Origin of the sequence: Aeromonas sp. R4-2 (assembly GCF_040908295.1) — a bacterium.
Lineage (GTDB): Bacteria > Pseudomonadota > Gammaproteobacteria > Enterobacterales > Aeromonadaceae > Aeromonas > Aeromonas veronii.
In genome coordinates this window covers 263,813-282,406 of record NZ_JBFODL010000007.1, presented here as the reverse complement: position 1 = coordinate 282,406, position 18,594 = coordinate 263,813, and the positions used below count along the sequence as shown (strand labels likewise).

Genomic DNA, 18,594 nt, shown 5'->3' with positions numbered 1-18,594 from the left:
TTCGGGCGGTTGAGGGCGCTTAGTTGCGCTGCTCCAGATACATGACAGCCGCTTCCACGCGGCTTTGCGCCTCGAGTTTCTTCAGCAGGCTCTTCACGTGAACCTTGACCGTTCCCTCGGAGATATGGAGTACCGAGGCGACCTGTTTGTTGGAGAGGCCTTTTGCAATTTCGCGCAGGATTTGCATTTCGCGACGCGTTAAGCTTTCCAGCTTCTGCTGCAGGTGATCCAGCTCGTAGATGTTTTCGAGATAGGGGCGCAGCGGTTCGCTCAGGATCTGCTTGCCGGTCATCACGTCGGCCAACTGGGCCAGCAGCAGATCAGGCTCGGTATCCTTGAGCAGGTAGCCGTCGGCACCCGCCTTGAGCAAAGCCACCACATCCTGACGGGCATCGGAGACGGTGAGGATCACCACCCGGGAGGTGATCTCTTCGGCCCGCAGCGCCTTGAGGGTATCGAGGCCGGAGAGCCCCTTCATATTGAGGTCGAGCAGGATCAGGTCCGGCTCGGACTCTTTGGCCAGCGCCACGGCATCTGTGCCGTTGGAGGCTTCACCGGTCACCTCCATGTTCTCTTCCAGAGCCAGCAACTGCACAATCCCTTTGCGCATGAGGGGATGGTCATCTACGACCAGAACTGTGTATTTCATCTCGTCCATCAGGCGTCTCTCGCTAGACTGGTGGGAAAGGTCAGATGCACGCAGGTGCCTTGTGGTTGCTGCTCGTTGATGGTCAGCAGACCGTGCAGTTTGCTGGCGCGCTCGTTCATGATGCTCAAACCGTAATGGTTGATCGCCGAGCTGGCGAGTCCGATCCCGACACCGTCATCTGAAATCTGAACCTCGATGTTACCACTGGCGAGGGTCTCACAGCTAACATCAATCACTTGCGCGTTGGCATGTTTGATGGCATTGAGCACTGCCTCACGGATCAGCTGCAAAATGTGGATATGCTGGCCCGCCTCCAGGTCGTTGTCGGCCAGTCCGTAATGGAACCGGATTTCGGCCTGGGTCTGAGGCTGCAGTTGATCAAGCATGACGCGGATCGCTTCCCCCAGATTGGCATCGCCAATGGTGAGACGGAAGGTACCGAGCAGTTCGCGCAACTGGGTATAGGCATTGCTAAGCCCCTCGTCGATCTGCTGCATCGCCTCCTGCGCCTTGTCATGCTGCCCCTTGGCGTAAGAGCGCTTGAGCAGGGTGGACTGGATCTTGAGATAGGAGAGGGCCTGCGCCAGCGAGTCGTGCAGCTCCCGGGCGATCACAGCCCGCTCCTCCATCAGCAGCAGTCGCTGCTGTTGCAGCAGGGTCTGGTCTTTGTGCAGCACCTGAGCCAGCAGCATGGTGAAGTTCTTGATCAACCGCTCATCGATGGGGTGCTGGCTGATGATGTCGAGGCGGCCGAACTCCTGCTCATCCATCTGCAGATAGAAGCTGGCTACCGCATCGAGATCACCGGGCCAGCCGGTGCGCCCCGAGATGTAGACCGGCATGGCATTGTGCTCGAAGCGGGTCAGCCGGATATGGTCGATATGCTGGTGGGCGGCAGCGCGGTCCAGCAGTTTGATGAGGGTACGGGTGCTGAGCGGGGCAGCGTGCAGCTTCTGGGCGGTCGAGTAGAGAAACGAGAGGGTGTCATTGGCCTGCTGCAGCTTGGCGGTTTTCTCTTCCACCTTGTTTTCCAGTTCCCGATAGAGCTTGCCCAGCTCATCTGCCATGGTGACGAAGGCGCGCGAGAGCTCCCCCAGCTCGTTTTCGCCGTGGGCGGGCAGCTTAAGATCGAAATCCTGCCGCTGGATCTGGCGGGCGCAGTAGACCAGCTGGTTGAGGGGGGCGACCACCTGCTGGCGGGTGAAGCGCACTGTAAACCAGGCGATGGTGATGATGGCCAGCAGGCCGAGCCCCTCTGCCAGTGCCAGCATCCGCACCTTGAATTCCACGTGGTATTGCATCTGATTGACGAAATTGTCGATGGCCGCCACAAACTGCTCGGTGTTATCGGTGTACCGTCTGGGGGTACGATCCTCGATGTGCTGGCGCATCACCTGCCACTGGCCGAGCACCTCGCCATAGGTGCGACGCAGGGAGGCAGGAGTGATCCAGCGCTGGGTCTCCTGCAGCTCTTCGGCGTGCAGGGTCTCTTCAAACTGGGAGAGGCGCCCCAGCACGCTGTCGCCCCGCTCGATTTCGTAGGCCATCCGGTAGGCCTGCATCCGTAGCGAACCGGAGAGGTTGATCGCCTTGGCATCGGGTACCGAGTAGAAGAGGGTGACCATGGCGACCAGCGCGATCAGGCTGGCCATGAAGAGGATCAACACCATGGCGCGGCCAATGGCACTGCTGACCGAATGGACCCTGAACCGTTTTCCCATACTGATGCGCACCTCTGAATAGTGATAAGGACCCCGCAAGATGCGTGGGAGTGTACTCCAACTTGTGTTAGCATCGAAAAACTAGATGAACTCCGAGCGGTTTTGCCTAAGTCCTAGCGATAGGGGGAAACCAGCCGTCAGCCGACGTTCGAGCTGTAAGGGTCAGGAAAGAAATGCCCTGGCCTCCCGTATTTGGAAAGGTGTTTATGTTGCCACTTGAAGATGGTTTTTCCCGTCGTTTTTACTATTTGCGTCTGTCAGTGACCGATGTGTGCAATTTCCGTTGCACCTATTGCCTGCCTGACGGTTATCGACCCCCGGAAGGTCACAAAGCGGGGCGTCAACCCTTTCTCTCGATTGACGAGATCCGCCGCGTGGTCAGCGGTTTTGCCGCCATGGGCACCCGCAAGGTGCGCATCACGGGGGGCGAGCCCTCCCTGCGCCGCGATTTCACCGAGATCGTCAAGGTGATTGCCACCACCCCGGGTATCGAGAAGGTCGCCATGACTACCAACGGCTATCGCCTCAAGGAGCGGGCTCAGGAGTGGTTTGATGCCGGACTCAACGCGCTGAATGTCAGTGTCGACAGTCTCGACCCGCGCCAGTTTCACCAGATCACCGGTGAGAACAAGCTGGCCGAGGTGATGGAGGGGATCGAAGCAGCACTGGCCGCCGGTTTCAAATCGGTGAAGATCAATGCTGTGCTGCTCAAGGGGCTCAACGACTATCAGCTTGATGCCTTTCTGGGCTGGATCAGGTACAAGCCTATCGAGCTGCGCTTTATCGAGCTGATGCAGACCGGCGAGATGGATACCCTGTTTCGTGACCACCATGTTAGCGGCGAACAGATCAAACAGCGCTTGCTGGAGAGCGGTTGGGTGCAACAGTTGCGGGGCACGGATGACGGTCCGGCGCAGGTCTTTATGCACCCCGATTCGCAAGGTGGGGTGGGGCTTATCATGCCCTACAGCAAGGATTTCTGTGCCGGTTGCAACCGGCTGCGGGTCTCCTCGCTGGGGAAGCTGCATCTGTGCCTGTTTGGCGACAACGGTATCGACCTGCGGGATCTGCTCGGCGCAGATGCACAATCTGATGAGCTGCAACAGCGCATTCGCGCGGCACTGGTGGGCAAGAGTGCTACCCATCGTCTCCATCAGGGCAATGCCGGCATCACCCCTCATCTCGCCTCGATCGGCGGATAACCGCAAAAAATCGCCAACGATTAAATAGCAATCCTCACATGGAGGTATTTTAACCGATACCTCCATTTTTATTGCGCTGCAAGGCTTTGATCTGGCGCAAGAATCCCCCCTGTTTATCTCCCTGGTGGTATATCCCTTACCTTGTCAGGGCCGCAATATACACCCACTCTTATAATTGGTATCAAGAATGCCAATCATGGACTCGCACTGTCCCCTTTTTCACCAGAACAGGAGTCAACATGCCGGATGAGATCGATCTTGCCCGCCGCGGCCTGTTCCGGGGGCGGTTGAGAACTGCCGAACCGCCGGTGCAGTTGCCCTGGTCAGTCAACTGGTCGGCATTTGTCGCCGACTGCACCCGCTGCGGGGATTGTCTGGCGGCCTGTCCGGAGCAGATCCTGGTGAATGGCGAGGGCGGTTTTCCGGTGGTCGATTTCCAGCGTGGCGAATGCACCTTCTGCACCGAGTGCGTCACTGTCTGCAAGGTGCCCCTGTTTCGCCCGACCAGCGAGTCCCCCTGGCACTACAAGGCCCATATCGAGGCCAACTGTCTGGCCAATGGTCAGGTGTTCTGCCAGCGCTGTCAGGACAGCTGCGAGCCCAATGCCATTCGTTTTATTCCGGTGCTGGGGCGTGTGCCCACCCCGACGGTCGAGCCGGATCGCTGTAGTGGCTGCGGCGCCTGCGTGCAGGATTGTCCGGTTGGCAGCATCAAGGTCGACGGGCGAGCCGCCCCATCCGGTGGTGCGAGCCAGCCCACCCTCAAGCAGGAGTCAGAATGAGTCAGAAGCCGTTTGGCACAGAAGCCACAATGGATCAGGAGTTCCATGTATCGAGTCTGGTGGTGCTGACCCAGCCCCCATTGCGTCATCAGCTCGCCGAGCAGATTGGCGCCCTTGAAGGGGCCGAGATCCACGCCGTCAGTGACGAGGGCAAGCTGGTCGTGACCCTGGAAGGTCCGAGCCAGCGGCCGATCATGGCGGCCATTGATGCGATACAGGCGATGCCGGGTGTGCTCTCTGCCGCCCTGATTTACCACCAGTTCGATGAACTGGGTGGTCACTGAAAAGAGTGATGGGATGCCGGGCGTGCCCTCCGCCGCTGATGGCTGGCTCCCGTTCGACAGATTCGACAACTATTACGCGATAAGCAATGCGAGGATATGCCATGAAGCTGAGTCGACGCGACTTTATGAAGGCCAACGCGGTGGCAGCTGCCGCAGCCGTGGCCGGTGTCAGTGCCCCCACGCTGGCAGCCAATCTCATCACCAGTACCGACAAGACGGCCATCCATTGGGATAAGGCTCCCTGCCGCTTCTGCGGTACCGGCTGCTCCGTGCTGGTGGGCTCTCAGGATGGTCGGGTCGTGGCGACTCAGGGCGACCCCGATGCGCCGGTCAACCGTGGCCTCAACTGCATCAAGGGCTACTTCCTCTCCAAGATCATGTACGGCCAGGATCGCCTGACCCAGCCGATGCTGCGGATGAAGAACGGCCAGTTCGACAAGGATGGCGACTTTGCCCCCATCAGCTGGGATCAGGCGTTCGACATCATGGCCGAGAAGTTCAAGGCGACCCTGAAAGAGAAGGGGCCGACTGCCGTCGGCATGTTCGGCTCCGGCCAGTGGACCGTCTGGGAAGGCTACGCTGCCGCCAAGCTGATGAAGGCCGGTTTCCGCTCCAACAACATTGACCCCAATGCCCGTCACTGCATGGCCTCTGCGGTCGTCGGCTTCATGCGTACCTTCGGCATGGACGAACCGATGGGCTGCTATGACGATATCGAGCAGGCCGATGCGTTCGTGCTGTGGGGCTCCAACATGGCCGAGATGCACCCCATCCTCTGGTCGCGGATGTCTGATCGTCGCCTCTCCAACCCGGATGTGCAGGTGCACGTGCTCTCGACCTTCGAACACCGCAGCTTCGAGCTGGCGGACAACGGCATGGTGTTCACTCCGCAGACTGACCTGGCGATCCTCAACTATGTCGCCAACTACATTATCCAGAACGACAAGGTGAACTGGGACTTCGTCAACAAACATACCGTGTTCAAGAAGGGGGCCACCGACATCGGTTACGGCCTGCGCCCGACCGATCCGCTGCAGCAGAAAGCGAAGAATCCGGATAGCGGCGATGCCACTCCGATGACCTTCGAGGAGTTTGCCAAGTTCGTGGCGGATTACGATGTGGAGTCGGTCTCCAAGCTCTCCGGCGTCTCCAAAGAGAAGCTGGAAAAGCTGGCCAAGCTCTATGCCGACCCGAGCAAGAAGGTGGTCTCCTACTGGACCATGGGTTTCAACCAGCATACCCGTGGCGTCTGGGCCAACAACCTCTGCTACAACATCCACCTGCTGACCGGCAAGATCTCCGAGCCGGGTAATGGTCCTTTCTCACTGACCGGCCAGCCCTCTGCCTGTGGCACCGCGCGTGAAGTGGGTACCTTTGCCCACCGTCTGCCTGCCGACATGGTGGTGACCGAGCCCAAGCACCGCGCCAGTGCCGAGCAGATCTGGAAACTGCCGGAGGGGACCATTCCCGACAAGGTGGGTTTCCACGCCGTGCTGCAGGATCGCATGCTCAAAGATGGCAAGCTCAACGCCTACTGGGTGATGTGTAACAACAACATGCAGGCTGGCCCCAACATGAATACCGATCGCTTGCCTGGCTATCGCGATCCGCGCAACTTCATCGTGGTCTCTGACCCTTACCCGACCGTCACTGCCCAGGCCGCTGACCTCATTCTGCCCACCGCCATGTGGGTGGAGAAAGAGGGGGCCTACGGCAACGCCGAGCGCCGCACCCAGTTCTGGCACCAGCAGGTGAAAGCGCCGGAAGGGGCCAAGTCCGACTTGTGGCAGCTGATGGAGTTCTCCAAGCGCTTCAAAGTCGAGGAAGTGTGGCCGGCTGAGCTGATTGCCAAGATGCCGGAAGTGAAGGGCAAAACCCTGTTCGATGTGCTCTATGCCAACGGTCAGGTCAACCAGTTCCCGAAAGAGCAGAGCAAGGGGATGCTGAACGACGAAGCCGAGCACTTCGGTTTCTACGTCCAGAAGGGGCTGTTCGAGGAGTACGCCACCTTCGGTCGCGGTCACGGCCACGATCTGGCGCCGTTCGATCAGTACCACGAAGCCCGTGGTCTGCGCTGGCCTGTGGTAGATGGCAAAGAGACCCTGTGGCGCTATCGCGAAGGGTTTGACCCCTATGTGAAAGCGGGCGAGGGGGTGCGTTTTTATGGCAAGCCCGATGGCAAGGCGGTCATCTTCGCCCTGCCGTTCGAGCCCGCCGCCGAGTCGCCCGATAAAGAGTACGATCTGTGGCTCTCCACCGGCCGCGTGCTGGAGCATTGGCACACCGGCACCATGACCCGTCGGGTGCCCGAGCTTTATCGCGCCTTCCCGGATGCGGTGCTCTTCATGCACCCGGACGATGCCAAGGCTCGCGGCGTGCGTCGTGGTGAAGAGGTGATCGTCTCCTCCCGCCGTGGCGAGGTGAAGACCCGTGTCGAGACCCGTGGTCGCAACCGTCCGCCGAAAGGACTGGTCTTCATGCCCTTCTTTGATGCGAGCCAGCTGGTCAACAAGCTGACCCTGGATGCCACCGATCCGCTCTCGAAAGAGACCGATTACAAGAAGTGCGCCGTCAAGGTGATGAAGGCTTAAGGCGGGGGAGTGCGAGATGAGTCGTAGTCGTCGCCAGTTTCTGGCCGACATGGCCAAGGGGGCCTGTGGTGTGGGCCTGCTTGGCGTGGGGCTCGGTGGCGTGGCCCGCCAGCAGGCACAAGCTGTGCCTGCCCAGGCGCTGCGTCCGCCCGCAGCTCTCGATGAAACAGAGTTCCTCAGCGCCTGCGTGCGTTGCGGGCTCTGCGTTGAGGCCTGCCCCTACGACACCCTCAAGCTCGCCCGGCTGTTTGACCCTGTGACCACTGGTACCCCTTATTTCAAGGCGCGTGCCGTGCCCTGCGAGATGTGTGATGACCTCCCTTGTGTGGTGGCCTGTCCGAGCGGGGCGCTGGATCAGCAGATGACCGACATCGATCAGGCCCGGATGGGGGTGGCAGTGCTCATCGATCACGAGACCTGCCTCAACTATCTGGGGCTGCGCTGCGATGTCTGTTATCGGGTCTGCCCGCTGATTGACAAGGCGATCACTCTTGAGCTGCAGCATAACCAGCGTACCGGCAAACACGCCATGTTCCTGCCCACGGTACACAGCGATGTCTGTACCGGCTGTGGCAAGTGCGAGCATGCCTGCGTGCTGGAGGAGGCCGCCATCAAGGTGGTGCCACGCCAGCTCGCCAAAGGTGAGCTGGGCCATCACTACCGGCTCGGCTGGGAAGAGAAGGCCAAGGCGGGGAACAAGTCGCTCATCGGCGACAGGCTCACCCTGCCCACCCGCAAACCGGAGGGGTTATGAGTCGTTATCCGGGGGAAGAGGCGCGCATCAAGCTGGGGTGGTGGCGTTCCCACCGATTCCTGCTGCTGCGCAGGCTCAGTCAGTTCAGCGTGCTCGGGCTGTTTTTGCTGGGGCCGCTGGCGGGCATCTGGATCCTCAAGGGCAACCTCTCCAGCTCCCTGTTGCTGGAGACGGTGCCGCTGACCGATCCCCTCACGCTGTTGCAGTCGCTGGCGGCGGGTCACTGGCCCATCACCACTCTCTGGCTGGGGGCTGCCATTGTGCTGGCCGGTTACTGGCTGGTCGGGGGGAGGGTGTTCTGCTCCTGGGTCTGTCCGGTCAACCTCATCACGGATGCCGCAGCTTGGCTCAGGGGGCGACTTGGCCTCAAGGGCAATGGCCAGTTCAGCCGTGCGACCCGCTACTGGCTGCTGGCCATGGTGCTGGTGGTGCCAGCGGTGGTCGGGGTGATGGCCTGGGAGTTGGTCAATCCGGTGTCGCTCGCCATGCGCGGTCTGCTGTTTGGCATGGGGGCGGGCTGGGCCCTGCTGGTGGCGCTGTTCCTGTTCGATCTTTTCGTGGTTGAGCGGGGTTGGTGCGGTCATCTCTGTCCGGTGGGGGCCTTCTATGCCCTGGTCAACCGGGTCGGATTTATCAAGATTTCTGCCAAGGGGCGCGAGCGGTGCAACAACTGCATGGATTGTTATGCGGTCTGCCCGGAGCGTCCCATCCTGCGCGGGCCTGTTCATGGTGCCAAGCGCGGTCACGGGCCCTTGATTGCGGCTCAGGAGTGTACCAACTGTGGCCGCTGCATCGATGTCTGCGCGGAACAAGTTTTTGAAATCACTGTAGGTTTTGCCGTCAAGGCAGAAAAAACGTCGGAGAACAAATAATGAAAAAGCTGATTGGAGCAATGCTGGCCTGCCTGATGGCGGGATCCTTGATGGCAGCGGCCCCCGAGATCACCAACAGTACCGGTGGCCTCAAGTCCGAGCGTGGCGCCACCGATCTGGTGACCGATGCCACCGCCGCGCCCCTGAAAAACTTCCGCAAGGATGGCGCGCCCTACGATCGCCAGTACATGCATCAGCCGCCGCTGATCCCCCACGACATTCGCAACTATGAGGTGGACACCAAGGTCAACAAGTGCCTGGCTTGCCACAGCTTCAAGAATGCCAGCGCCATGAAGGCCCCCAAGATCAGTCCGACTCACTTCGAGACCCGCGACGGCCTGACCCTGGGTGAAGTGTCGCCGCGTCGCTACTTCTGCCTGCAGTGCCATGTACCGCAAGCGGATGCCAAGCCGCTGGTGGAAAATACCTTTAAACCGGTTGAAGCGCTGAACTGAGGAATCCATAGATGAAATTACCCGGCTTTATCCAGCGTCTGTGGACCACCTTCAAGTCACCATCGAAGGCGGCTCTCTGGGTCATCCTGCTGATGGGCTTCTTCGGTGGCGTGATTTTCTGGGGTGGTTTCAACACCGCCATGGAAGCATCCAACACCGAGGCCTTCTGCACCAGCTGTCACGAGATGAAGGACAACGTGTTCGAGGAGTACCGCGACACAATCCACTACGCAAACCGCTCCGGCGTGCGGGCCAGCTGCCCGGATTGCCATGTACCACACGAGTGGACCTACAAGATCATCCGCAAGGTGCAGGCTTCCAAGGAGCTGTGGGGCATGATCACCGGCAAGGTGGATACCCGCGAGAAGTTCGAGTCGCACCGACGCGAGATGGCGGAGCGGGAGTGGCAGCGGATGAAAGAGACAGATTCGCGCGAGTGCCGCAACTGCCACAACTTCGAGTACATGGACTTCTCCCTGCAGGGGCAGCGTGCCGCCAAGATGCACTCTACCAATCTGGCCAGTGGTGAAAGTACCTGCATCGACTGTCACAAGGGGATAGCTCACCAGCTGCCCGACATGACCGGGGTGAAAGGGTTCTGATCCTGCGACGACAGGCCGGGTTTGCCCGGCCTGCGTTTTGTTCATATATGGGACAAGCATCAGATTTGTGTGTCTTTTAAATCCCATATCTCGTGAAACCTTTGATAGAATCAGCCCGCCGTCACACGCTTGAGCAAGTTGGTCACCTCTGTCTGCGTCCGTTTTTGCGCCCTGACAACTGGCCTCTCATACCCCTTCTCTTCCTGCCTCGTTGACGGCCCATAGCCACAAGGAGCTGCCCGATGGGACAGAAACACAACGCATTTATTCCCCTCAAGATCGCCGTGCTGACGGTTTCCGACAGCCGCACTGCCGCCGATGACAGCTCGGGCGACTATCTGGTCTCGGCCCTTACCGACGCGGGCCATCAGCTGGCCGATCGGGCACTCTGTCCGGACAACCTGTTTCGCATCCGCGCGCGGGTGAGCGAGTGGATCGCCGATGAGGGGGTGCAGGTGGTACTGATTAACGGCGGTACCGGCTTCAACGAACAGAACCGGGTGCCGGAAGCGGTTGGTGTGCTGTTCGAGCGCACCGTACAGGGTTTTGGCGAGATGTTCCGTCAGCTATCTTTTGCCGAGATTAAAGGCTCCGCCATGCAGAGCCGTGCGCTGGCGGGACTCGCCAATCGCACCCTGATCTGCTGTCTGCCCGGCTCCACCGGCGCTTGCCAGCTGGGTTGGGAGCAACTGATCCGCGATCAGCTCGATGCCCGCACCAAGCCATGCAACTTTGTCTCCCACCTCTGAGAGCAAGCGATGAACCAGACCGATCCCAAGCAGACCCAGCCCAACCTGACGCATCTGAACCAGAGCGGCGAAGCCCATATGGTGGATGTGACCGACAAGCAGGTGACCGAGCGCGAAGCCCGCGCCGAGGCGTTTGTTGCCATGGCCCCCGAGACGCTGGCGCTGATCCTGAGCGGCCAGCACCACAAGGGTGACGTGTTCGCCACCGCCCGCATCGCCGGCATCATGGCCGCCAAGAAGACCTCCGATCTCATCCCACTCTGCCATCCGCTGGCCTTGACCAAAGTCGAGGTGGAGATAGTGCCGCTGGCCGAGCAGAATCGGGTGCATATCCGCACTCTCTGCAAGCTCTCCGGCAAGACCGGGGTGGAGATGGAGGCGCTGACCGCCGCGTCGGTAGCGGCGCTGACCATCTACGACATGTGCAAGGCGGTGCAAAAGGACATGGTGATCGAGCAGGTGCGGCTGGTAGAGAAAAAGGGCGGCAAGTCCGGCCATTTTCAGCTGGGGTCAAATAGCGGGGAGCAAGCATGATCAAGGTACTGTTTTTTGCGCAAGTAAGAGAGCTGGTGGCCTGCGATGAGCTGAGCCTGCCCTGCGACTACGCCACCGCCGAACAACTGCGCGCAGCGCTCTGTGAGCGCGGCGACAAATGGGCGCTGGCGCTGGAAGCAGGCAAGCTGCTGGTGGCGGTCAACCAGACCCTGGTGCCCCTCGATACCCCCATCAACGATGGCGATGAGGTGGCCTTTTTCCCGCCGGTGACCGGAGGTTAAGGATGAGCGAGGCAATCATGACCGATCGCATTGTGGTGCAGCGGGAGGATTTCTCGCTGGGGGACGAATATGCCCGCCTCGCCACCCGCGCCGACAGTGGCGCCATCGTCACTTTTGTTGGCAAGGTTCGCGACTTCAATCAGGGGGAGGAGGTGAAGGGGCTGGCCCTCGAGCACTACCCCGGTATGACCGAGAAGGCGCTGGCCGATATCGTGCAGGAGGCCCGTCGCCGCTGGCCGTTGCAGGAGTGTACCCTCATTCATCGTATCGGCGAGTTGTGGCTTGGCGATCAGATCGTGCTGGTGGCGGTGAGCAGTGCCCACCGCGACGCCGCCTTTGACGCCTGTCACTTCATCATGGATTTCTTGAAAACCCGGGCGCCGTTTTGGAAAAAAGAGCTGACTGCCGAGGGTGTGCAACGCTGGGTCGAGGCCAAGGAGAGCGACAACGCCGCCGCTGCCCGCTGGCAAGCCTGACCTGTTCATCACGAGGGGCGCAGGTTCAACGGGAACCACGGCCCCGCCAAGGGGCGCGGATGTGCGGGCCCCATCAGGAGAAAGGGAATGAAACCGTTGTTATCTGTTGTCATCGCCGGTGTCTGCGCCGCCACCTTGCATACCGGTGCCGTGCAGGCTGATGAAGTGAAAGTGGCCGTGGCCGCCAACTTCAAGGGAACCATCGAGCGTATCGGTAAGGAGTTCACCGCCAAGACCGGCCACACCCTGGCCATCTCGTCTGCCGCCACCGGGGTGCTCTACACCCAGATCAGTCACGGCGCACCATTCGATCTCTTCCTCTCCGCCGATGCGGCGACCCCCGAGAAGCTGGAAAAAGAGGGCAAGGGGAGCGATCGCTTCACCTACGCCATCGGCCAGCTGGGGCTGTGGAAGAAGGGGGGGCCGGCCCCTGACGAGGCGACCCTGCGCAGCTGGAAAGGCAACCTCGCCATCGCCAATGCCCGCACAGCTCCCTATGGTGCTGCCGCCATGGCGACCCTCACCCATCTCAAGATCGATCCCAAGCAGTACCGGCTGCTGACCGGTGCCAACATCGGCCAGACCTGGCAATTTGTCGACACCGGCAATGCCGAGCTGGGCTTTGTCGCCTGGGCCAATCTGGTGGAAGCGGGCAAGACCGACGAAGCCTGGGCGGTGCCTGCGAGCTTCTATCCCCCCATCGAGCAGCAGGGGCTGGTATTGAAGAAAGGCGCCGCGGTCGAGGCGCTGGTCGCCTGGCTCAAGGGGCCGGGTCAGGCGCAGATCAAGGCTGCAGGTTATGCCCTGCCCCAATAAGGGGATGGGCCTGATGCGATACCCTGAGTGGTCGGCCTTCGGGTCGGCCACTCTTTGCAATAAGGATGGATACCATGCTGTTGGGGGCATTTATCAACCGGGAGGTCGGCAATGAGTGAAGGGGATCTGCTGGCGGTCTGGCTCACCCTGAAGCTTGCGGCCAGTACCACAGCGATTTTGCTGTTGCTGGCTCCGCCGCTGGCCTGGTGGCTGTCGCGCAGTCAGAACCGGCTGCGGCCGCTGGTGGAGGCGCTGGTGGCGCTGCCGCTGGTGCTGCCCCCCACGGTACTGGGTTTTTATCTGCTGCTCGCCTTCTCCCCTGAATATGGCTTCGGCGCCTGGTGGCGCGACACCTTTGGTGCCCCGCTTGCCTTCAGCTTTCTCGGCCTGCTATTTGCCTCCATCCTCTATTCGCTGCCGTTCGTGGTGCAGCCGCTCACCTCCGCCTTCGTCAACATGGGCAACAAGGAATTGGAGGCCGCCGCTACTTTGGGACTCGGCCCGCTGGAGCGCTTCTTCCACATCATCTTGCCGATGACCCTGCCCAGCTTCGTGATGGCGGCGGCCCTTGGCTTTGCCCATACATTGGGGGAGTTTGGCGTGGTGCTGATGATTGGCGGCAATATCCCCGGCGAGACCCAGGTGCTCTCCATCGCCCTGTTTGATCATGTGGAGGCGATGGACTATCAGAACGCCCATATTCTGGCGGGCGGCCTGATGGCCTTCTCGCTGGTGATGCTGGTGCTGGTCTATGGTGTGTTGCAGCGTAGACAGCGGAGAGTGTTCGGATGAACCAGCCAGCTACTATTCCGCCAGTGAACGTGCCGCCCCGCCATGCCCTGAACCTCCATGCCCGGCGCGAGTTTGGCCCCTTTACCCTCGATTGCGCGCTGACCCTCGAGCTGGGGGGAATCCTCGGCCTGTTCGGCCCCTCCGGCTGCGGCAAGAGTACACTGCTGCGCATTATCGCCGGGCTCGATCGCCAAAACGGGGATCGCTTGCGGTGGCGCGATCGGGAGTGCGCCGTGCTGCTGCCTGAAGCTCGCCGGATCGGGCTGGTGTTTCAGGACTCGCGGCTCTTCCCCCATCTGACGGTGCTCGGCAATCTGCAACTGGCGGCCCGCAAGGGGCGAGGGCGCTGGCAGCCCGAAGCGCTGGCGGCGCGACTCGGCTTTGCTGATCTGCTGGGGCAGCCTGCCCATGCCCTCTCTGGTGGTCAACGCCAGCGGGTGGCGCTGGGGCGGGCGCTGCTGGCCGAACCCGATCTGCTGCTGCTCGATGAGCCTTTCTCGGCGCTCGATCGGCGTAGCCGCATCCATCAGGCCCATGTGCTCAAGGGGTTGCAGCAGGAGAGCGGCATCCCGATGATCTTCGTCAGCCACGCCATGGAGGAGGTGAGCCTGCTCTGCGATCAGCTGGTGCTGCTGGAAAGTGGCAGGGTGGAGGCGCAAGGTAGGCCGAGCGAGATTTTCGCCCGAACCGACCTGTCACTCGCCAGCCGTGACGATGCCGGGGTGATGCTGGCAGCGACCCTCTCTCACTACGATGAAGAGGAGCAGATGGCGACCCTGCAGCTTGGTGAGCAGCAACTGCGGGTCACCATGACCCAGGTGCCGGACGAGAGTGGCCCCTTGCAGATCAAGGTGGCCGGGCGCGATGTGGTGATTGCCACAGCACCTATCGAGCACTCCAGTCTCTCCAACTGTCTCGTCACCCGTCTGCTAGCGGTGCGCGAGGTGCGCCCCGGCCAGACTCTGTTGCAGTTGGCGCTGGGTGAGCAGATACTGCTGGCCCGGATCACCAGTCGCTCCGCCAGGCGGCTGGCGCTGGCGCCGGAGCAGCAGATCTACGCTTATATCAAGGCGGTGAGTCTGGTCAGCGAAGGCTGATTGGGCGCCGTGCCGTGGCAGGATAACCACGGGTGACATAACAACAAGAGATGGTTCAGGTGATGAGTCGAGAGGCAATACACTGATGCGCCGCAATCAGGTGATGAAATTCAATGGTCTTGCCCTGCGCAGTGCGGGGGAGGGCCCCTTGCTTTTGCTGCTGCATGGGCTGGGCTCCTCCAGCCTCGACTGGCAGGCGCAGATCGAACGGTTTTCCGAACACTACCGGGTGGTGGCGCTGGACTTGCGCGGCCACGGCCAGAGCATGCAGGAGGGGCCGTTCGATGTGGCGACCCTGGCAGCCGATGTGGTGAACTGGCTCGATGCACAGCCAGAACCCGCCTGGGTGGTGGGACTGTCGCTCGGGGCCATGGTCGCGCTGGAGCTGGCGCTGCAACTGCCCCACAAGGTGCAGGGGCTGGTGCTGGTCAATGGTTTTAGCGAGTTTCTGCTGGAAACACCCAAAGAGCAGGAGCGTTACGCCCAGCGTCTCAAGTGGCTGCGCTGGTTTGGCATGCGCCCCCTCGCCTGGTGGCTGGGGCGCGAGCTCTTCCCGGGCCCGGATCTGGCGCAGGTGCGCCACACCTTCCGGCTGCGTTTCGTGCGCAATAAAAAGAAAACCTACAAGGCGCTGCTGGAGGCGTTACCCGGCTGGTCGGTACGTGCCCGGCTCGGCGCCATCTGGCAGCCGGTAGCCATCATCTCCACCAGTCATGACTACTTGCCGCTGGCCAAACGAGTAGAGCAGTTTGCCGCCCTGCCCAACGCCACCATCCACACCCCCAACGGCCACCACGCCTGGCCTGCGGAAGATCCCTCGGGCTTTAATCACCTGTTGCAACGGATCCTCACGACCCATTGAGGAAGGGGTTGTTAGGTGCAGGTACCAAAAAGCCGAACCACAGGGTTCGGCTTTTTTTGATCCCGTTTGCGTCAAGGATGGGAGCAGACGGGGCAGTCGGGGCGCTTGGGCAGCTTCATCTCGCGGAAAGTGCCGCTTAGGCCGTCGATCATCAGCAGGCGGCCGCTGTAGCTTTTGCCCATGCAGGCCAGGATCTTGATGGCTTCAAGTGCCTGCAGGCTGCCCACCAGACCCACCACGGGGGCGAGCACTCCCGCCTCGACACAGGTGAGGGCCTGCTCGCCAAACAGGGCGCTGAGGCAGGCGTAGCAGGGCTCATCTTCCTGCCAGGTGAAGCTGCACAGCTGTCCCTCCAGCCGGATGGCGGCGCCGCTGACCAGTGGCACGCCATGCTGGCGTGCCTTTTGGTTGAGCAGGTTGCGAATGGCCAGGTTGTCGGTGCAGTCGAGCACCAGCTGATGCCGGGGCAGCAAGGCATCGAGCTGCGCCTCATCGGCTACGGCAGCGTGGGTCTCCACGTTAAGCCAGGGGGTGAGGGCACGCAGCGACTGGGCGGCAGAGTCTACTTTGTAGTGACCGATGCGCTCATCGTTGTGCAGCACCTGACGCTGCAGATTGGAGAGCTCCACCTTGTCGAAATCGATCAAGGTGAGCTGGCCAACCCCGGCCACCGCCAGATACTGGCTGGCGGCGCAACCAAGGCCACCGGCACCGATCACCAGCACACGGGCCTGCTTGAGCGCCTCCTGTCCCTCGAAGTCGAAGGATTTGAGGATGATCTGGCGGTTGTAGCGCAGTAGTTCGGCGTCGCTCAGGATCTCGCTCACAGCAGCAATCCCCCGAATGGTTCGACGGTGACCGTCTCGCCCACGGCTACGCGGCCCCGTTCCCGTTCAAGAACGATGTAGCAGTTGGCTTGCGACAGGGAGCTGAACACGGCGGAGTCCTGCGAGCCGGTGCTGCGCACCTCGAGGCCGTTTGGCCCTTGGCTCATGATGCCGCGCTGGAAGTCGAGTCGGCCGGGGCTCTTTTTGAGTGGTTCGGCCGCAATGGCTTGCAGCTGAAGCGGGCGCTCGAAGCGTTGGCCCGCCAGCTTGGCCAGCGCCGGTTGCACCAGCTGATCGAAGGTGACCATGGCGGAGACCGGGTTGCCCGGCAGGCCGAAGAACCAGGCGCGGGGCAGGCGGCCGAAGGCAAATGGCTTGCCCGGCTTGATGGCCAGCTTCCAGAAGCCAATCTCGCCGAGCTCGTCCAGCAGTTGTTTGGTGAAGTCCGCTTCCCCCACCGAGACGCCGCCGGTGGTGATGAGTACATCGGCCTCTTCGTCTGCGCGGATAAAGGCGGCGCGCAGCTGGGCGGGATCGTCCGGGATGATGCCAAGGTCGAGGCAGTCGCAGCCCATGCGCGCCAGCATGGCCCGCACGCCGTAGCGGTTGGAGTCATAGATATCGCCGTGGGCCAGCGGGGTACCAACCGGCTTGAGCTCGTCACCGGTGCTGAAGATGGCCACTTTCAGCGGGCGGCGTACCGGCACGGTAGCCACGCCGAGGGAGGCCAGCAGCGGCATTTCGCGCGGGGTGAGGCGAGTACCGGCTGGCAGCACGCAGGCGCCCTTGCCGATATCGCTGCCGGCGCGGCGGATATTCTGGCCCGGTTCGGGTTGTGCCAGAAAAGTGATCCGATCGCCGTCGGCCTGCGTTTCTTCCTGCATCACCACTGCATCCGTACCGGCCGGTACCGGGGCGCCTGTCATGATCCGCACGCAATGGCCAGCGGGCCACTCGCCCTGATAGGGCTGACCGGCAAACGCCTTGCCCGCCATGATGAGCGGGGTGCCGCTGGCGAGATCCGCAAGGCGTACAGCATAACCGTCCATGGCGGAGTTGTCGAAGGGGGGCACGGCGAGGGGAGAGGCGATGTCGCTGGCAAGAACCCGGCCAAGGGCCTCTGGCAGGGGCTGCTGCTCGCTGTCGCAGCAGCAGGCGAGTTGTTCCAGCATCCCTTGCAGGGCATCGCTTAAGGGGAGTAGTCCGCTGGTATCAAATCCCATCGTCATGACCTCTTTCTATGATTGAAGGCGGGATTATCACAAAAATCCCCGGGGATGGGCAGGTTATCTCAAGGGAATCTCGGGGTAATCGGCGCTGAAACGGGGTGAGATGGCCATAAAGTATGAGGTGACGCACAAGTTGACTTGAATCTTGGCGGCAATGGCCGTTTACTATGCCGCCATAACAGATGGCCGTCACATCCCGAGTGGCGACCATTACAGCGATACCGTCGGCCCTGTACGCCGCAATAACATAAGGGGTTGCTCCTTGAGCTGCCCTCACAGTCCCTGAGCGTGGGAGAGAAGATAATGACAACCTTAAGTCCGGAAGCCTTGCTGGTCAGGGCTGCCCTCGAAGCCCAGGGACTGGAAACTCCCCTGGTCACCAACGAGCTGAACAGCCAGCAGAAGCGGGAGAAGATTGAAGGCCATATGCGCTCCATCATGGAGACGCTGGGGCTGGATCTGACCGATGACAGTCTGGCCGAGACGCCGCATCGCATCGCCAAGATGTACGTCAACGAGATCTTCTCCGGCCTCGATTATTCCACCTTCCCCAAGGTGACAGTGATCGAGAACAAGATGCAGGTGGACGAGATGATCATGGTGCGGGACATCAGCCTCACCAGCACCTGCGAGCACCACTTCGTCACCATCGACGGCATGGCCCATGTGGCCTATATCCCTCGTGGCAAGGTAATTGGCCTGTCGAAGATCAACCGCATCGTGCAGTTCTTTGCCCGCCGTCCCCAGGTGCAGGAGCGGCTGACCCAGCAGATCCTGCTGGCGCTGCAGACCCTGCTCGGTACCAAGGATGTGGCTATCAGCATCAAGGCGACCCACTACTGCGTCAAGGCACGCGGAGTGATGGACTCCACTTCCTATACCACCACCACCTCCCTCGGCGGTGTGTTCAAGACCCAGCCCGATACCCGGGCCGAGTTTCTCGGTGGCCTGCGCGGATAAGATGGTGGTTGTTTTGTAACCGCCACGCTGAATAAACGAGACGCCAGCAGCTATTGCTGGCGTTTTTCATTGGTTCCGGATGAGAGTGGCGGCCTGCA

General features: G+C 61.3%; 21 protein-coding genes and 1 riboswitch. Of the genes, 17 read left to right on the top strand and 4 right to left on the bottom strand.

Annotation, left to right across the window (positions count from 1 at the left end; all coding sequences use genetic code 11):
- Window positions 1-19 precede the first annotated feature (19 nt).
- Both narL and narQ read right to left on the bottom strand, forming a co-directional pair.
- Window positions 20-658, bottom strand: a complete 639-nt coding sequence (gene narL, locus AB5Y99_RS04195) for a two-component system response regulator NarL (protein ID WP_005334471.1) — start codon at window positions 656-658, stop codon at window positions 20-22.
- Complete coding sequence (gene narQ, locus AB5Y99_RS04190) at window positions 658-2,370, bottom strand: nitrate/nitrite two-component system sensor histidine kinase NarQ (protein WP_005334468.1); 1,713 nt, start codon at window positions 2,368-2,370, stop codon at window positions 658-660. The genes narL and narQ overlap by 1 nt, the downstream gene beginning before the upstream one ends.
- Window positions 2,371-2,448: 78 nt before the next feature.
- Window positions 2,449-2,589, top strand: a riboswitch (molybdenum cofactor riboswitch).
- Here narQ and moaA point away from each other — a divergent pair.
- The 16 genes from moaA to AB5Y99_RS04110 all read left to right on the top strand — a co-directional run bounded on the left by moaA (window position 2,577) and on the right by AB5Y99_RS04110 (window position 15,480).
- On the top strand, window positions 2,577-3,572 hold the full coding sequence (moaA, locus tag AB5Y99_RS04185) for a GTP 3',8-cyclase MoaA (RefSeq protein WP_362786881.1): 996 nt from the start codon (window positions 2,577-2,579) through the stop codon (window positions 3,570-3,572). Its footprint overlaps the riboswitch before it by 13 nt.
- A 239-nt stretch (window positions 3,573-3,811) precedes the next feature.
- Window positions 3,812-4,354 carry a ferredoxin-type protein NapF gene (napF, locus tag AB5Y99_RS04180; RefSeq protein WP_263085874.1) on the top strand — a complete coding sequence of 181 codons (543 nt, stop codon included), beginning with the start codon at window positions 3,812-3,814 and terminating at the stop codon, window positions 4,352-4,354.
- 29 nt (window positions 4,355-4,383) lie between these two features.
- Window positions 4,384-4,638 carry a chaperone NapD gene (locus tag AB5Y99_RS04175; RefSeq protein WP_031227438.1) on the top strand — a complete coding sequence of 85 codons (255 nt, stop codon included), beginning with the start codon at window positions 4,384-4,386 and terminating at the stop codon, window positions 4,636-4,638.
- Window positions 4,639-4,739: 101 nt separating this feature from the next.
- Window positions 4,740-7,229 carry a nitrate reductase catalytic subunit NapA gene (gene napA, locus AB5Y99_RS04170; RefSeq protein WP_368208778.1) on the top strand — a complete coding sequence of 830 codons (2,490 nt, stop codon included), beginning with the start codon at window positions 4,740-4,742 and terminating at the stop codon, window positions 7,227-7,229.
- Between the two features lie 16 nt (window positions 7,230-7,245).
- Entirely contained in the window at window positions 7,246-7,983 is a 738-nt protein-coding gene (napG, locus tag AB5Y99_RS04165; RefSeq protein WP_107685085.1) for a ferredoxin-type protein NapG, read from the top strand.
- Window positions 7,980-8,855 (top strand): quinol dehydrogenase ferredoxin subunit NapH, encoded by an 876-nt coding sequence (gene napH / locus AB5Y99_RS04160; RefSeq protein ID WP_144715206.1) that lies wholly within the window; start codon window positions 7,980-7,982, stop codon window positions 8,853-8,855. Before napG ends, napH begins: the two co-directional genes overlap by 4 nt.
- Window positions 8,855-9,310, top strand: coding sequence for a nitrate reductase cytochrome c-type subunit (locus tag AB5Y99_RS04155; protein WP_005334452.1), 456 nt, complete (start codon window positions 8,855-8,857; stop codon window positions 9,308-9,310). Before napH ends, AB5Y99_RS04155 begins: the two co-directional genes overlap by 1 nt.
- 11 nt (window positions 9,311-9,321) lie before the next feature.
- Window positions 9,322-9,912 carry a cytochrome c3 family protein gene (locus tag AB5Y99_RS04150; protein WP_005353459.1) on the top strand — a complete coding sequence of 197 codons (591 nt, stop codon included), beginning with the start codon at window positions 9,322-9,324 and terminating at the stop codon, window positions 9,910-9,912.
- A gap of 242 nt (window positions 9,913-10,154) precedes the next feature.
- Window positions 10,155-10,661: a molybdenum cofactor biosynthesis protein B gene (moaB, locus tag AB5Y99_RS04145; RefSeq protein ID WP_005344126.1), complete on the top strand. Its 507-nt coding sequence runs from the start codon at window positions 10,155-10,157 to the stop codon at window positions 10,659-10,661.
- Between the two features lie 9 nt (window positions 10,662-10,670).
- On the top strand, window positions 10,671-11,195 hold the full coding sequence (gene moaC, locus AB5Y99_RS04140; RefSeq protein ID WP_110302479.1) for a cyclic pyranopterin monophosphate synthase MoaC: 525 nt from the start codon (window positions 10,671-10,673) through the stop codon (window positions 11,193-11,195).
- Entirely contained in the window at window positions 11,192-11,437 is a 246-nt protein-coding gene (gene moaD, locus AB5Y99_RS04135) for a molybdopterin synthase sulfur carrier subunit (RefSeq protein ID WP_005353453.1), read from the top strand. The genes moaC and moaD overlap by 4 nt, the downstream gene beginning before the upstream one ends.
- A gap of 2 nt (window positions 11,438-11,439) precedes the next feature.
- Complete coding sequence (gene moaE / locus AB5Y99_RS04130; protein ID WP_368208776.1) at window positions 11,440-11,913, top strand: molybdopterin synthase catalytic subunit MoaE; 474 nt, start codon at window positions 11,440-11,442, stop codon at window positions 11,911-11,913.
- 87 nt (window positions 11,914-12,000) lie between these two features.
- Window positions 12,001-12,729 carry a molybdate ABC transporter substrate-binding protein gene (modA, locus tag AB5Y99_RS04125; protein ID WP_368208774.1) on the top strand — a complete coding sequence of 243 codons (729 nt, stop codon included), beginning with the start codon at window positions 12,001-12,003 and terminating at the stop codon, window positions 12,727-12,729.
- A 111-nt stretch (window positions 12,730-12,840) separates the two neighbouring features.
- Window positions 12,841-13,521, top strand: a complete 681-nt coding sequence (gene modB, locus AB5Y99_RS04120; protein WP_005353447.1) for a molybdate ABC transporter permease subunit — start codon at window positions 12,841-12,843, stop codon at window positions 13,519-13,521.
- Window positions 13,518-14,618, top strand: coding sequence for a molybdenum ABC transporter ATP-binding protein (modC, locus tag AB5Y99_RS04115; protein ID WP_368208772.1), 1,101 nt, complete (start codon window positions 13,518-13,520; stop codon window positions 14,616-14,618). The genes modB and modC overlap by 4 nt, the downstream gene beginning before the upstream one ends.
- A gap of 85 nt (window positions 14,619-14,703) precedes the next feature.
- Window positions 14,704-15,480, top strand: a complete 777-nt coding sequence (locus tag AB5Y99_RS04110; RefSeq protein WP_005344135.1) for an alpha/beta fold hydrolase — start codon at window positions 14,704-14,706, stop codon at window positions 15,478-15,480.
- Between the two features lie 71 nt (window positions 15,481-15,551).
- Here AB5Y99_RS04110 and moeB read toward each other — a convergent pair whose 3' ends face one another.
- Both moeB and moeA read right to left on the bottom strand, forming a co-directional pair.
- Window positions 15,552-16,307, bottom strand: coding sequence for a molybdopterin-synthase adenylyltransferase MoeB (moeB, locus tag AB5Y99_RS04105; RefSeq protein ID WP_368208769.1), 756 nt, complete (start codon window positions 16,305-16,307; stop codon window positions 15,552-15,554).
- On the bottom strand, window positions 16,304-17,530 hold the full coding sequence (moeA, locus tag AB5Y99_RS04100; protein ID WP_304520981.1) for a molybdopterin molybdotransferase MoeA: 1,227 nt from the start codon (window positions 17,528-17,530) through the stop codon (window positions 16,304-16,306). Before moeA ends, moeB begins: the two co-directional genes overlap by 4 nt.
- 309 nt (window positions 17,531-17,839) lie before the next feature.
- On the opposite strand from moeA, the gene folE reads away from it, so the two are divergent.
- A complete protein-coding gene (gene folE, locus AB5Y99_RS04095) occupies window positions 17,840-18,496 on the top strand; it encodes a GTP cyclohydrolase I FolE (protein WP_005334419.1) in 657 nt (218 codons plus the stop codon).
- Window positions 18,497-18,594: the final 98 nt, after the last annotated feature.